This is a genomic window from Pseudoalteromonas sp. C2R02 (assembly GCF_018860845.1).
Taxonomy (GTDB): domain Bacteria; phylum Pseudomonadota; class Gammaproteobacteria; order Enterobacterales; family Alteromonadaceae; genus Pseudoalteromonas.
The window spans coordinates 25,258-39,993 of the sequence record NZ_JAHKQC010000035.1; the positions used below are offsets into that span (position 1 = coordinate 25,258).

Sequence of the window (14,736 nt, forward strand, 5' to 3'; positions counted from 1 at the left end):
TAAGCTTATTTAAAAAATTTAGGGGCAAATAAGTGGTTTCTCGCAGACAATTTACAAAAAGTACAGTGACATTAGCATTTATGGGATTAGGTAGCAGTCTATTAGGTTGCGCCTCAACTTCTACTATTAATAAAAATACGAAGGCTATGCCATTGAGTAATGGCTACGGACCTTTAATTAAAGACAAAAATGGTTTATTAGATTTACCGCAAGGATTTAGCTATACCGTTATCTCTGAGCTTGATACGTTAATGGATGATGGTTTTACTGTGCCTAATAATGCTGATGGTATGGGATGTATTAAACTTGATGATGAACGAGTTGTATTAATACGTAATCATGAATTAAGCCCAAAACATTTAAGCAAAGCTACAGTATCTATTCAAAACCATAAAACACCGTTTGCTTATGACTCGACTTCTAATGGTGTCGCATTACCAGGTGGTACGACAAATATTATTTATAACTTGCGAACAGCTAAGGTAGAGCGCGAGTTTTATAGTCTCGTTGGCACAATACGAAATTGTGCGGGCGGTACCACACCTTGGGGTAGTTGGTTAACTTGCGAAGAGTCTGTGAAAACTGCAAACAATGACATTAAAGCAGATCACGGTTATGTATTTGAAGTGCCGGCCAATGCTACGGGGTTAATTGATGCGAAACCAATTATCGCTATGGGACGTTTTAACCATGAGGCGGCCGCAGTTGATCCACGCACGGGTATTGTTTACTTGACTGAAGATCGTGGCGATAGTTTGTTTTACCGATTTATTCCTAATATTAAAGGCAAACTTGATCTAGGTGGTCAACTTCAAGCATTAGTCTTCAAACAAGCTAATGGTTTCGATACCCGTAATTGGCAAACGAACAACTTTCCAATTTCAAATTGGCATGAAGTAGAGTGGATAAATCTAGATAATCCACAAAGCCCTGAAGATGACCTTAGAAAACGCGGTTTTGCAAAAGGAGCTGGGCTATTTGCCCGTGGTGAAGGCATTCATTTTGCTGGTAATGAATTATATTTTTGTTGTACTAATGGTGGTAAAAAGCAGTTAGGGCAAATAATGCGTTATCAGCCATCAGCTTATGAAGGCTCACAAAATGAGTCCAAACATCCAGGATTAATTCAGCTGTTTTTACAAAGTGAAGATGAGTCTTTATATAACTTTGGTGATAACTTAACAGTAACACCACAAGGTCACTTATTGGTTTGTGAAGATCAATATACTGATGTGACAAAAAATCATTTACGTGGTGTCACTCCCAAGGGCGAAGTCTATCCTTTTGCTAAATTGAATATTCAGACTGAGCCTGCAGGGACGTGTTTTTCACCTGATGGCAGTGTATTGTTTGTAAACATTTATGCACCAACCAAAACATTGGCGATAACTGGCCCATGGGGAAAGTTTAAAAGCGAGCGTAATTCTTAGTTGTCTAACTTTCTTTTACTAAGTTTATAAAGATGTTGGGCCTGTTGAACAGTTTGAAAGTCAACAAGCCCTATATTCAATCTTAAGTTATAGCATTCAAAATTATCTAATAATTAGGCATTACTGCTAATTGAAACAACGCTGCTTTTTGCGTTATTTTCTTCTTCAGTTACTTCTTCATTGATTTCTGTCGCATCTTCATTATCGTCAAGTGTTTGAATTAAATTATCATAATGACACGCTTGATCTCTCCCTTGTCCTTTAGCTTCATAAAGCGCTATATCTGCTAATTTAGTCAGTTCGTCAGATAACATGCCATTCTTAGGATAAGTTGAAATACCAATAGATACACTTAATTTGCCAAGTGATAAGTCTTTCATTGCCAAATGAAGCTCTCTTACAGCATCACAAATATTATTAGCTGCAATCTGAGCACCTTTTACGCCTGTATTTGGTAGAATAATAGCTAATTCTTCCCCTCCGAGGCGACAAATCGTATCTTCACCTCGCATTGTATTAAGTAGTAATGAACCTATTGTTTTTAGTACATAATCACCCGCATCATGGCCATAGTTATCTTTAAAGCGTTTAAAATGATCAAGATCTAACATAAGAATCGACATTTCTTGTTTATGTCGATGAGCACGCATAATTTCTTGATTAATTATTTCTTCGTAGTAACGGCGGTTATATAAACCCGTTAAAGGGTCACTAATTGCTTGCTCTCTTAGTTTCTCTTGTAAGTTTAGATTAGCAAGAGCAAGCCCTAGATGTTCAGCAACGGTAAACGCAAGTTTTTGAATATGCTCTTTAAGCTCTTTACCATCACCTAAGTAAATATGCATCATACCTATGGTATTACCATGTGCAGTTAGCGGAATACATAAGGTTTGATCTGATCCCGTTGCTGACATATGAGAGCAAGGTAAGGTGGTATATTTATCATTCGCTAAATGAAATTTACCCTTGCGTAATGCCCAGCATTCTTCAGGTGCATAAGTCTTGCTTCCAGGCCAAGCTCCACCCCAATCTAACTTTACTAGTAATTGATTTCGTGATGAGCGCATTAATGATACTACGCCGTTTAAATCCCCAAGAATACGAGGCAGAATATCTTCAACTACCATTTGTGCTTCATTAATAGAATTACAGGCTGCAAGCATATTAGCTAGGCGATGTAATAATTCGATCTCTTGGGTACGCTGTTCAATACGTACTTCTTGTAAATCTTGTTCGCTTTTTACCTGCTGCTGGATGAGCTTATTACTTAAAAGAGATGAGCCAACAACAAGTGTGATATTGATGCCCATTAAAATCATTAGGATGTTCATTAGCTCTTCCACCATTGCATCAATACGTGTTAGTGGCGTTGCAGCTCTAAGAATATAGGTTTCGCCGTGATAATCAAAAGACTGTGCTGAATAAAGTAAATTTTTAAAACGAGAAGTACTAAAACGAGTTGTAGTGCCGAAACCAACCTCTTTAGCATTAATCACTTCTTTTCTATTTAAATGGTTTTCAAGTTGTAATACCGCATTGAGTGAAATATCGCTATCAGCAATAGGAAAACCATCTGATTTTATCAGTGTAATATGGTCTTCTTTTGCGAGGTCGACAACCGTTTTCACATAAATATCAAGTGCTTTTAGATCTGAAAATGAAATATTGTCTTCATGTATATTGGTAATAACGCGCTTGATTTCAGCGGATAATCCAGCTTCAATTTTTTTCTCTAGCCAGTTAGAGAGTGTTGAATTAAAAATGAATAATCCGATGATCATAGAAATTATCATGCAAACAATAGGTAAGTGGAGCCATTTTTTACTGATTGTACTTTTCTTCATTATCTTACCTAGTGAATACAGAGTTCTTAAAAGTCCATCATTCTATATAGGCTTTAAGAAAAAGTAAAAAATTGATATGTGTATTTATGTAATTGATTTTTATGGTTTAAGTTGTTCTGTTGAGTTGTGGAAACTATTGGGTTTACTGTAAGTAGAGTGTTAAATATATTAATAAATTGAGGCGTGATATCTGACATCGATTTCTAAATAAAGTCACGTCTTTAATTTCTGAATTTGTAGTTTAGCTAATGATATCTAATCACTATTACCTAGTATCAAATAAAAGCAGGGAAGTTAGTTTATAAAAAAGGGACTAATACCAATTCCAATAAATATGTGATCAATCAAAATGGTCTAAATATACAATAGCTGCGTTGCCTGCATGGATGCAGGTACTTAGGTTTAGTCTGGAGCTATAAACCTGTGCTTTCAATCCCAATAGCCAGCTATTGGTCAATCAAGCGCCTTGCTCTTGAAAATTTATCCTAATTTATATTAGATCACTAACTTAATAGAATTGGTATAAAAAAGTCCCGCTTATTTCTAATCTAGATTAATTTGAATGAGCAATTATTTTACTCTTTAGTATGAATAAATTGATATTCCTTTACTGGTTGTGCGCCAAGTAAATGCTCAACAAAATAGTCCCAACGCTTTCTAATAAAATAATCACTATTATTTAAAAAATGATCTTGGTTTGGATAAATCATTAAATCAAAGTCTTTGTTTGCTTTGATTAATTGATTCACGAGTTGCATGGTTGCAGCCGGGTTAACATTTTCATCTAATTCACCATGAGCAAGCAGTAATTTACCTTTTAATTTGGCAACACTTTGCGGGTTTAGGTTTGTTTGTTGATCCCAGTGTTCAGCGACAGGGTAGCCTAACCATGTTTCATTCCAGCCTGTTTTATCTACTCTAAAATCATGATTACCAGAAGCGGCTACACCGACTTTAAAAAAGTCAGCATGTCTAAACATGGCCTGAGCTGTATCATAACCACCCGCAGAAAAACCATAAATCCCTACCTTATTAACATCTAAATATTTATGTTGCTTAGCCAGTGTTTTAATTGCGTATACATGATCATCTACTCCAGCAGACAAATTTTGATAAGACGCTAAGTGGAATTGTCGATCTCGCTTACTGGTGCCTCTGCCATCCATTTTAATCACAATAAAGCCTAACTCTGCTAAAGATTGTGCTTGCTGATAATATGTCCAAAACGATTTAGGGGTAAAAAAGCCATGAGGGCCGGTATAGGTTGCATCAATCACAGGGTAACGTTTATTGACATTAAAGTTACTCGGCTTATACATTAAGCCATATAATTGCGTATGTTGATCATCAGCGAGTACGCTAAAGGCTTCAGGTACACGCCAGCCTAACGCAATTAATTCACTTATGTCGGGTGAGCCAACAGTTGTTACTAATTTTCCATCTAAAGTGCTGCGTACTGTATTTGTAGGTACAGTTTTATGATCAGAAGCAATATCTACAAAGTATTTAAAGTCAGGAGAAAGTCGTGTGCTGTGCTCTTGTGGTTCAGGTGTTAATAAAGCTTGCTTTGTACCATCTAAATTTACTTTGTATAAATGGCGTAAATAGGGATCTCTATCATTAAACCCACCTGAAGCTTCAAAATATAAAGTACGTGATTCTTCATCGACGCCTCTATTTACACGAACATAGCAATCACATTGTGTGATTTTATTTTTTAGCTGGCCGCTTGTAAGATCATACAAGTAATATTGTTGTGTGCCTGAACGTTGGCTACTCCAGATCACTTCATTTGAATTGGGTAATATCCATACATTTTGTGCCCAAGGATCTAAAAATTGTGCTGATTTTTCTTCAACAATTAATCTTACTTGTTGATTGTCAGGATTATATTCATGAAGGCTGATGCGCTTTTTTGCACGAGCTTGGTCTATAAAGTAAAAACGATTGTTATCTTCCCACCATCCCCAAATTGGCCCACCATAATAAGTTTGCTGTAGTTTAGGGGTGTCTACTAAACTTACTTTTTTACTCGCTATATCAATTGAGTAAATATCACCTAGTGGAATATGTTTATCACCTGCTAAGGGATAATAATAGCTATATAGTTTTGGTCTTAAGCCGTCATCATGGCTAGATTGCACTAAATGTAATTTACCAACCTTTCTGCGATCTAATCTATGGGTGATCACTGTGCGACTGTCTGATGCCCAAAATACATCAAGTTGCTGTTTTACATTTTTAGCATCTTTATTGATATAATTTTTTGGGTTCATATTGTTTACGGCATAAGGATAACCTTCGCTGCCATCAAAAGTTAGCTGAGTTACTTTATCCGTTTCATGTTCAGTTAAATACAAGTTCCATTGCTTTACACTTAATGAATATAAACCATTTGGCGAGCTGTATGCTGGTGGGGTAGGGCTAGTTTCTACGGTCAACTTATTACATTGGCTAGTTTTTAAATCACACTGATAGTCATGGTCAAGATAGGTGAGTTTTAAATCGTTTTTGACTAAATCTAGCTTTATTATGTCTATTGAAAAAGTTCGACTGTCATCATGGTTAATACTGATTTTTAGCTTTTCATGATCAAATAATGGGGTGATAGAAGCTGAAGATGGCTGCACTTTGAAGTAACTTTTATTACCTAATTTGTCTACTTCGCTATACCAAAAGTCACTTGTTTGATTGATCCAGTGTGGTTCAACAGCCAAATTCCTGACTTTAGTTTTTACATTTTTAGGTAAAAATTTTTCAGCCCTTTGATAATCTGCTTGAGTCACTTTGACTGATTGATTTTCTGCCGTTATAGAACAAGCAGTTAACGATAAGCAAGTTATCAAGAGCCCAGCTTTTTTAAACATTTTTATCTCCACTTTACATTATTTCCTCCACTATAATTTATTTTATAAAGTATACAATTGTTTTGTTGTTTTGGTTTTCTTAAATAAACGATTATAAAGTCAAATAAGAGAGCCATACTTTCCTTCTTAAAAACTAACCTTATAATGATACTCGCCATTATTTATTTTTAACTTAATGATTAAACAAATGAATTGTAAAAATTGCCAAACACAACTTCAAGATGATACTAATTTTTGCTCATATTGCGGACAAAGAGCTTCAAGTCTAAATAGACCATTTCTTGATGTCGCAAAAGATATGTCACATGAATTATTGGATATTGATGGTAAGTTGTGGCTTACGTTACGCACAATGCTTACTAAACCAGGCACATTGACACATGACTTTAACCAAGGTAAACGAGTTAAATATACACCGCCTTTACGTTTATATCTTGTGATTAGCATACTGTTTTTCATAGTATTTTCTCAAGCTTATCAACTGCTTGACCCCGGTGTTAAGTTTACAGAGTCAATGCTTAGTTATTATTCTAAAGTGATGTTTGTGCTTTTTCCTGTGTTTGCATTAATCGTTCAGGTATTTTTTCGGCAAACATTTTATATTGGTAATTTAGTTTTCTCCATGCACTTGCATAGTATGGCGTATATTTTTCTAATGATTATCTCGCCTTTAGAAGTGATGGAGCAGTCTCATATCACGTTTTTATTACTGCAAATTCTGCCTGTTATATATTTAACTTGGTATGTTTTAAGCGCTTTTAAGGTGGTTTATCAGCAAACTTGGTGGTTAATTATTATTAAAACTATGGCAATTTACATGATTTATATGGCGTTATTAGGCTTAGTTTTTGATGTAATGATGAAACATATTTATTGATTATTATGGTTTTCTTTTAAATCTATAATATCATGTTTATTAATTGCTATTTGCTCGACAGTTCCAATAGGGTATTGTACTTTTTTAAAGTTTAATCTGGCCATCAAGCAACAAGAGAGCCCAAGCTCTTACCATTTTTCTGAATTTGATAAATAACGTATTAGTCGCCCTTCGTTAAATTCTTGATGAAAATCGCAACTTGTTAATCTCAGCATCAGTGTATTATTTTGATGTGTTGTTGTATCGTGAATATCTCCTTCTAAATAAACATTGCATTGCCCAGCTTGTTGAATATATTTATCTTTTTGAATCACTTTTAAAGTGCCATCGGGTTGAACTATTTTGTGGAAGATCCCCATTTCAACTTGCCCTTGTACTGTTGCATAAAGTACCCAACCATTTCCATGGTCGTGCGGTGGACTCCTATCACCTTTATGCTCTATGTGCGCTTGAAGTATAAAACCATGCTCTTTACTTCTAAAAATTTCAGATTCTGCTTCATTTTTATCTAAAAGTGTTTTTACCCAACTTTCATTTATACATGCTTTAGCAAGTATTTCTAATAATCGCTTACTTTCTTTGGTTAAATCTGAAGTTAAAGGCCCCCAAATTTGAGAAACTTCTGCTATAAATTGGTTTAATGCTGAATTATTCATATATCCTCAATGTATTGGTTAAATACTTTCATTTTATTTAGGGATATTTTTGCACTCATCAAGACTATTGAAAATGGACGAAATTCTTATTTAATGGTACTTTTTGGACTAAATTTGCAATGAGCTACAAATAATGACTAATGGCGTTAGATTGGAATTATTAGATTATCGGCTTTAATTTAAATAAACATTATTATTAGCGTCAGCTATTAAAATATAAGATGGTTGCTGAAGAATGTTAGAAATTAAAAAATTACCAGATGGTGTTTCTTTTGATTTAGAGTTTATTGATATTGATTCTATTCCTGAATCATTACAACCTCACCGACATGAGTATTTCGAGATTTTCTGGGTTCTTAAGGGGACTGGAAGTCACAGTATTGATTTTATTAAACATGATATGTCTCTAAATCAGATGTTTTTTATCACACCTGGACAGGTTCATGATGTACACGAGTTACCGGCCAATATTTATGCGATTTCATTTAATGCTGAGTTTTTTACCTCACACCTTCAGAATCAATTACCAATAGATAAGCTTTTTTTACAAAACCGCTCAGATAAACCTTGTATAGACCTTGATGAATGTGGCAATAATCATTTAAAAAATTTAATAAAAGTTGTAGAAGAAGAGTTAACTGTTGAAGCACCTGATAAAGATTTAATAAGTACCTTACTTGTGTCATTTTTAAGATATTTAATGCGTTATTTAGAAAGTGATGTGCAATCTTACTCAGATAAAGATCTTAGAGTGGTTAAAGTTTTAAAGCTTATAGATGAACATTTTATTGATAAAAAAAATGTGGATTTTTACTCTGATAAATTGGCTATATCAAGTAAAAGATTGAATGAGTTAACTAAAAATCAGTTTGATAAAACAGTAAAGCAATTAGTGCATGATAAAGTGATTGTGGAAGCAAGAAGATTACTTGCTTTTACTGACAAAACAGTTAAAACCATTTCTTATGAGTTGGGTTATCAGGATGAAAGTTATTTTTGCAGGTTTTTTAAAAGGCTTTCAGGGGTTTCTCCTCAAAAATTTAGAGAAAAATGGTTTAATTATTAACTTGTTAGTTTGGTTGATGTAATTATTTTATAAGATTAAGCCGCTGTGACATAGGCAGAGTTTACTATGTGTAAATAGGTTTTATGGTTGTATTTTTTATAGATAAAATAGGACTGTTTTTCGTTTGAAACTCCGCCAGCCCTATCGTTAATTTAAAGGAAAAAATAGTGAGTGGTCATGTATTGTTACTAACTAATTGAAACAACGCCACTTTGAGTATCATTTTCTGCCCCTGTGTTTGGTAAAATGATGGCTAACTCCTCACCATCCAAACGACAAATAATATCTTCACCACGCAAAGTATTGAGTAGTAATGAATCATAGTTTTGAGTGCTGCGGAGATTGTGATTAATCGGTACAAATGTAATTTCTATTTTTTAAACTATTATTCAGGAAAACATTCATCTAATGTATAACGCATTATTCCGACAGTTTGCTGTGCGCTCACTTGGCACATTTTAGTTGCTACTTGAGCGCCATAAATAGGTTGGAAGCGTTGTAAAATAGGAAGTTTACATAGTGTTGGTAAAATCCAGCTACCAAGTCTTTCGCCTATTCTAAAGTGATTACGCTCACCTAATAATAACGAAGGCTGAAAAATACATATACGTTCAAAGCCTAGGTCCATTATTTTATTTTCTAACTCGCCTTTCATTTGTAAATATGCGTTTTTACTTGCTGCGTTTGAACCACTTGAAGATACTAAAAAATACTCAGAAACACCGTTATTGGCAGCGAGTTTTGCTGCTGTTAATTGGTAGTCAACATCTATTATTCGCTGTGCCGCAGTGGACCCTGCTTGCTTTTTAGTTGTGCCTAAACATGATAATAAAATATCCCCCGAAAAGGTCTGACTGTATTGTTCAAGCAAAGAAAAATCAACGACTTGATTTTCAATTTTTGGGTGTGCGTAATCAACAGTTTTGCGTGTCACAGCAATAACTTTATTGATATGGGATTGCTGTGCCAGTTTTAATGCCAGATTTTGGCCAATTAACCCTGTTGCCCCTAGTACAATCGCTGTTTTCATATTGTTTATTTATTATATTTTAATATAGAGATAGTAATAGAATGGGAATAAATAAACTATCTAATGTCACTGTAAAGCACAATACGATTCAACCCAGACTGGTAAGTAAGCTCTGATTTACCAGAGCTATACCCATGAGAGTCACTCCCTAGGGCGCTTTTTTGCTTTCATTTATTACCGAATTAGCTGTCGAAAAAACATCGTCATTTGGATAACCATCAGCAATTAGCTGGTGTTCTATCTGAAATAATCGAATGGCACGTCTGGTTTTAGGACCCCAAATACCATCTGGCTCGCCTAATTCAAATTCTAGGGTATTAAGTTGGTTCTGCAGGTTTTTCATTTTAGTAACACTATAAGGTTTCACTTTGGTTTGTTTTTTTGAAAGTTTTAAACCGCTAGCACCAATTAATTTATTAGCTAATATTCCAACAGATAATGCATAACTTTTTGATAAATTCCACGTCATGATCACATTAAAATTTGGGTAGAGTAAAAATGCGGGGCCTTTATGACCTGAAGGCAAGTAAAGTTCAGCCTCAATATCGTAAGTAGATAATGGTTGATTGTTCGACTTTTTAACACCTAGCTCTTTAAAATAGCGAGTTGGGTAATATTGATCGAACGCTATTTGTTCATAGGCAAAGCTATCTGATAAGTTAACTTCTCTTCCCCAGCGCTCTTTAGGTTGCCAGCCTATTTTATTTAAATAATTCGCAGCCGTTGTTAACGCATCAATTTCGCTTTGCCAAACATCAACTTTTCCATCATTATCTCCATCAACCGCATACTTTAAAAATGATGAAGGCATAAATTGCATATGCCCCATAGCACCAGCCCAAGAGCCCTGAAGTTGTTTAGTGGTTACTTGTTTTGTTTCAATTAGAGTGAATAAATCTAACAGTTCGAGAGTGAAAAATTCGCTACGGCGTTCATCACACGCTAATGTAGCTAAAGAGTTTATTATCGACATTTTACCCTTATGTTTACCATAAACTGTTTCTAAGCCCCAAAAAGAGACTAAATATTCGCGTGGCACACCGTATTCTTTCTCTAATGAGTCAAACAGCTCTTCATGTTGTTTTAATTTTTGTTTTCCTACTCTCACATGATAGGAGGTTACTCTGGCTTTAATGTATTGCTCAAAAGTTTGGGTAAATTCAGGCTGTTTTTTATCGTACGAAATGACTTGTTCTATCGGGGAAATACCATCAATAACAGTTTGGGTGATGTAAGGCGAAAAACCTTCGGTTTCAGCTAGTTCTGCTAAATTAACTTTACACTGCGCAAAGTTGTTATTTGCAATTACAGCTTGTGCCAACGATGGAAAAAGTGAACAAATAAAAAATAATTTTTTGATACTAAAAACATAACTAATTTGATTGACAAAAAGCTTTAAAAAGACCATTAGCGGGACTTCCTTGAATAAAACAGTAAGTAAAAATTGGTGATAATTATATAATGTCGAATTTTAACATGGATAACACGGTATAGAAGTTAACATCATAAAATTAATTAAATTAGTGTGATTTCGTTAGCTATCATTGAATAGAAGATTTTATAACAAACTTTAAAGTGTCAGTAGGTTAGTACCGTTTATTTGCATTCTTTTTTATTGAAATAGATCTTTTTAATCTCGCTGTACGTATATGACTAGTTAAATAAATATTAATTAGAGCAGGTTTATGAAATACCAAGGCAATCCAAATTTCTCCCATAAGCAACAAGATAAAATTGGTGTATTAATAACAAATTTGGGCACGCCAGATGCTCCTAAAAAAAAGGAATTGAAACGTTATTTACGAGAGTTTTTATCTGATCCTCGCGTTGTTGAGGTACCACGCTTAATTTGGTGGATGATACTGAATTTTGTTATTTTAAATATTCGCCCAAAAAGATCTGCCCATGCTTATAGTACTGTTTGGACTGAACGTGGCTCACCACTTTTATTTCATACACAAGACCAAACGGACGCATTACGTGAAAAACTGACAGAACAATATGGTGATAATATTGTAGTGGAATTTGCAATGCGATATGGCTCTCCCTCGGTTGATTCAGTAATCAGTAAAATGCTTGACCAAGGTGTACGTAAATTAGCTGTATTACCACTTTATCCGCAGTATTGTGCTTCTACAACGGCTTCAACTTTTGATGCCGTAGCAAATAGTTTTGCGAAAAAACGGCTGATTCCAGAGTTACGTTTTATTAATCATTACCATGATTTTCCCTCTTATATTAATGCCGTAGCAAATAAAATTCGTCAGCATTGGCAGTTGAATGGCAGGGCGGATAAATTAATATTTACTTATCATGGGATCCCTAAGCGCTATTTGACTAATGGAGACCCATATCACTGTGAATGTTATAAAACTTCTCGTTTAATTGCTGAAAATTTAGGTTTAAGCAAAGGGGAATATATGGTTACTTTTCAATCTCGATTTGGAAGAGAAGAGTGGTTACAGCCTTATACCGATAAAACCCTTATGTCATTACCAGAACAAGGTGTTAAATCTGTCCAGTTAGTTTGCCCTGGTTTTTCATCGGATTGTTTAGAAACGATAGAAGAGATAGGCATCGAAAATAGGGATTATTTCATGGAAGCTGGTGGAGAGCGTTATGAATATATTGAAGCGCTAAATGCAGAGCCAGAACACATTGGAATGATGTCTGAGTTATTGGCGCAAAATCTTCAGGGTTGGTCAGATAATAATGATACTGAAAAACGTTTTGAATTGGCAAAAGTATTAGGTGCGTCTCAGTAAGTTAGATTAGACTTCACATTGACCAATTGCGAGCTAGCACTTTTAATAGTAGTAATTGGTTATGTCTATTAAATTCTCATTGTTGATCTTAAGCGTTTTTTAAAATTAAACGATTTTATAGTGTCCATTGAGTGCTTATAATACAATGCTTGACTACAATTTTAGTATGTTACGATTAATGGATTGATATTTAAATTAGATCGCTATGCGAATTATATTATTTTCATTATTTTTTTTATGCAGTCATTTAGTTAATGCTTCAAAGATAATTAATTGGTATGTCTATGATAGGCCTCCATCGCATTTTTTATCGGGCCCTAAAGCAGGACAAGGGTATTTAGATAGGCTGCTTGCGATTACAATCAAAGACCTTAATGAATATCGGCATATTACAGTGAAGGCGACTATTGCACGTGGTCTAAGAGAAATGAAGCAAGGTAAAAATGCATGCCATCTGTCCATTTTTAAAACTCCTCAAAGAGAACTGTTTACACAATTTTCCATCGCTCATATTATGTCGCCGAACTTAAGAGTGATCATTTCTAAGAAGTTAGTAAATGAACTTAATTTACCGAAAACGGTCTCTGTTGATATGTTATTTTCTCGATATAAATTAAAAGCGATTAAACTTCCAGAGCGTTCATATACTGAGCATGTAGACAAAATATTTTCGAAGTACCCTGAGTTTCTTTATAATAGATCTACTTTATCGGAGTCTGGATTATATAAAATGTTAAAAAGTGGTCGAGTAGACTTTTTAATTGCTGTGCCAACATCTGCAAATTATTTATTAGATGACTCTGCTTCTGAGTTTGATTCTTTGGCTATTGAAGGAATTGAAAAATACGGTGTTGCCTATATTGGTTGCAGTAATACCGCTTGGGGTAAAAAAGTGATCCAAAAAATTAATACAGTATTGATAGACATTAAATCTACTGACGCTTATTTTAACGCGATGTCGAGTTGGTTACCAAAAGAGGAAGTAAATCAAGAGTATATAATGTATTACAAAAAGCATTTTTTGAAAAATTAAAATTAAACACACCATATTAAAACAATCTAATTTTAATTTCTTATCACTTAATGGCTATCGCTGTTTGTTTTTTTATACTAGTTCCGTTGAACTTATTTGATATTTCTATCGTATTAAACTTTACAATCTTTTGTAAAGTAGGAGTCTGAAATGGCTGAAACACATGTAGAGAGTAATAATGTAAAGTCAAAAAACATAAAAAATAGAGAGTTTAGTCGGATCATTGATTCTAATATTGTTTCAACTTTTTCCCCTTTTCATTGGTTGAGCTTGGCAGTAAAAGATTTTATAAATGCGCCAATGATTGCAATGGTATACGGTATCGTATTTAGTATTATACCGATTAGTATCTGTTTTTTAGTCATATCCACTCAAAACCATTTATTTATACTTCCTTCAATTGTTGCATTTGCTCTTGTAGGCCCTGCATTTGCTACAGGCTTATATGATGTAGCTTGGGAATTAGAAAAAGGGCACAAACCCACATTCAAACATAGTTTAAAGTCTATGTTTAGAAACCCAGTTGGTGAATGGGGCTTTGCTTTATTACTTGTGATTATTATGATTGCTTGGATGAGAATCGCTGCGCTGATCCATGTTTTATATCCAAGCTATGCCGACCCTACACTGGAGCAGCTCATTAACTTTTTGGCTATGGGTATTGCTGCTGGGGCGATAATATCATCAGTCGTTTTTACTTTGTCTGCCTTTACACCACAAATAATGGTAGAGCGTCGCGTTGATATTATGACTGCCGTTATCACGTCAATTAAAGCGGTTAATAAAAATGCATTTACCATGTTTGTTTGGGCATTGATCATTGTAGCTATGGTTGCTTTAAGTGTTTTAACTTTGGGATTTGGCTTCATCATCACCATGCCACTGCTTGCATTTGCTAGTTGGCATGCCTACATAGCCGTCATTAAAACGAAACGACATCGTGATTATGAATAAATGTGGCGTTAAAAGTTAAAGCGAAATTTATGACACTTGGCTAACTCCAATAATACTGGTTAGCCAAAACCATCTTGATAAGAACTTACTTTTAATTTTAAAATTATAATTAATGTCCAAGAGGTTATTGTGCCCCACAGCTTTGATTGCTGTTTATTCGGTGAAAGCATGTTATTTAAGTAAAAATAGGTACTATATACTTCATATACTTCAT

At 34.5% G+C, this 14,736-nt stretch carries 12 protein-coding genes; 6 read left to right on the forward strand and 6 right to left on the reverse strand.

Going from position 1 to position 14,736, the window contains the following annotated elements:
• The first annotated feature begins 32 nt into the window (after positions 1–32).
• The gene (locus KO527_RS15545; RefSeq protein ID WP_216041206.1) at positions 33–1,430 is read left to right on the forward strand and encodes an alkaline phosphatase PhoX; all 1,398 of its coding nucleotides are present in this window, start codon (positions 33–35) and stop codon (positions 1,428–1,430) included.
• A 113-nt stretch (positions 1,431–1,543) separates the two neighbouring features.
• On the opposite strand, the gene KO527_RS15550 is transcribed toward KO527_RS15545, so the two are convergent.
• Both KO527_RS15550 and KO527_RS15555 read right to left on the reverse strand, forming a co-directional pair.
• Positions 1,544–3,274: a diguanylate cyclase gene (locus KO527_RS15550; protein WP_252733791.1), complete on the reverse strand. Its 1,731-nt coding sequence runs from the start codon at positions 3,272–3,274 to the stop codon at positions 1,544–1,546.
• A gap of 575 nt (positions 3,275–3,849) precedes the next feature.
• Positions 3,850–6,141 carry a DPP IV N-terminal domain-containing protein gene (locus KO527_RS15555; protein WP_216041207.1) on the reverse strand — a complete coding sequence of 764 codons (2,292 nt, stop codon included), beginning with the start codon at positions 6,139–6,141 and terminating at the stop codon, positions 3,850–3,852.
• Positions 6,142–6,328: 187 nt separating this feature from the next.
• Between KO527_RS15555 and KO527_RS15560 the strand changes: the two genes are divergently transcribed.
• On the forward strand, positions 6,329–7,018 hold the full coding sequence (locus tag KO527_RS15560; RefSeq protein WP_216041208.1) for a DUF3667 domain-containing protein: 690 nt from the start codon (positions 6,329–6,331) through the stop codon (positions 7,016–7,018).
• Between the two features lie 128 nt (positions 7,019–7,146).
• Here KO527_RS15560 and KO527_RS15565 read toward each other — a convergent pair whose 3' ends face one another.
• Positions 7,147–7,674 (reverse strand): hypothetical protein, encoded by a 528-nt coding sequence (locus KO527_RS15565; protein WP_216041209.1) that lies wholly within the window; start codon positions 7,672–7,674, stop codon positions 7,147–7,149.
• A gap of 235 nt (positions 7,675–7,909) precedes the next feature.
• Here KO527_RS15565 and KO527_RS15570 point away from each other — a divergent pair, with 235 nt between their 5' ends.
• Positions 7,910–8,740, forward strand: coding sequence for an AraC family transcriptional regulator (locus KO527_RS15570; RefSeq protein WP_216041210.1), 831 nt, complete (start codon positions 7,910–7,912; stop codon positions 8,738–8,740).
• Positions 8,741–8,928: 188 nt separating this feature from the next.
• On the opposite strand, the gene KO527_RS26435 is transcribed toward KO527_RS15570, so the two are convergent.
• From KO527_RS26435 to KO527_RS15585, 3 genes are all read right to left on the reverse strand, one after another.
• Positions 8,929–9,114, reverse strand: coding sequence for a diguanylate cyclase (locus tag KO527_RS26435; RefSeq protein WP_216041218.1), 186 nt, complete (start codon positions 9,112–9,114; stop codon positions 8,929–8,931).
• An 11-nt stretch (positions 9,115–9,125) separates the two neighbouring features.
• Positions 9,126–9,770 (reverse strand): NAD-dependent epimerase/dehydratase family protein, encoded by a 645-nt coding sequence (locus tag KO527_RS15580; RefSeq protein ID WP_216041211.1) that lies wholly within the window; start codon positions 9,768–9,770, stop codon positions 9,126–9,128.
• A 148-nt stretch (positions 9,771–9,918) separates the two neighbouring features.
• Positions 9,919–11,178 (reverse strand): lytic murein transglycosylase, encoded by a 1,260-nt coding sequence (locus KO527_RS15585; RefSeq protein ID WP_216041212.1) that lies wholly within the window; start codon positions 11,176–11,178, stop codon positions 9,919–9,921.
• 277 nt (positions 11,179–11,455) lie between these two features.
• Here KO527_RS15585 and hemH point away from each other — a divergent pair, with 277 nt between their 5' ends.
• The 3 genes from hemH to KO527_RS15600 all read left to right on the forward strand — a co-directional run bounded on the left by hemH (position 11,456) and on the right by KO527_RS15600 (position 14,522).
• Positions 11,456–12,535 (forward strand): ferrochelatase, encoded by a 1,080-nt coding sequence (hemH, locus tag KO527_RS15590; protein WP_216041213.1) that lies wholly within the window; start codon positions 11,456–11,458, stop codon positions 12,533–12,535.
• A gap of 205 nt (positions 12,536–12,740) precedes the next feature.
• Positions 12,741–13,568, forward strand: coding sequence for a TIGR02285 family protein (locus KO527_RS15595; RefSeq protein WP_216041214.1), 828 nt, complete (start codon positions 12,741–12,743; stop codon positions 13,566–13,568).
• Between the two features lie 150 nt (positions 13,569–13,718).
• A complete protein-coding gene (locus KO527_RS15600) occupies positions 13,719–14,522 on the forward strand; it encodes a DUF2189 domain-containing protein (protein WP_216041215.1) in 804 nt (267 codons plus the stop codon).
• Positions 14,523–14,736: the final 214 nt, after the last annotated feature.

Excerpts from the sequence above, each read along its gene's own strand:
- KO527_RS15595 (WP_216041214.1), top strand. The coding sequence starts at position 12,741 with ATGCGAATTATATTATTTTCATTATTTTTTTTATGCAGTCATTTAGTT.
- KO527_RS15580 (WP_216041211.1), bottom strand. The coding sequence starts at position 9,770 with ATGAAAACAGCGATTGTACTAGGGGCAACAGGGTTAATTGGCCAAAAT.
- KO527_RS15560 (WP_216041208.1), top strand. The coding sequence starts at position 6,329 with ATGAATTGTAAAAATTGCCAAACACAACTTCAAGATGATACTAATTTT.
- KO527_RS15585 (WP_216041212.1), bottom strand. The coding sequence starts at position 11,178 with ATGGTCTTTTTAAAGCTTTTTGTCAATCAAATTAGTTATGTTTTTAGT.
- KO527_RS15555 (WP_216041207.1), bottom strand. The coding sequence starts at position 6,141 with ATGTTTAAAAAAGCTGGGCTCTTGATAACTTGCTTATCGTTAACTGCT.
- hemH (WP_216041213.1), top strand. The coding sequence starts at position 11,456 with ATGAAATACCAAGGCAATCCAAATTTCTCCCATAAGCAACAAGATAAA.
- KO527_RS15550 (WP_252733791.1), bottom strand. The coding sequence starts at position 3,274 with ATGAAGAAAAGTACAATCAGTAAAAAATGGCTCCACTTACCTATTGTT.
- KO527_RS15565 (WP_216041209.1), bottom strand. The coding sequence starts at position 7,674 with ATGAATAATTCAGCATTAAACCAATTTATAGCAGAAGTTTCTCAAATT.
- KO527_RS15570 (WP_216041210.1), top strand. The coding sequence starts at position 7,910 with ATGTTAGAAATTAAAAAATTACCAGATGGTGTTTCTTTTGATTTAGAG.
- KO527_RS15600 (WP_216041215.1), top strand. The coding sequence starts at position 13,719 with ATGGCTGAAACACATGTAGAGAGTAATAATGTAAAGTCAAAAAACATA.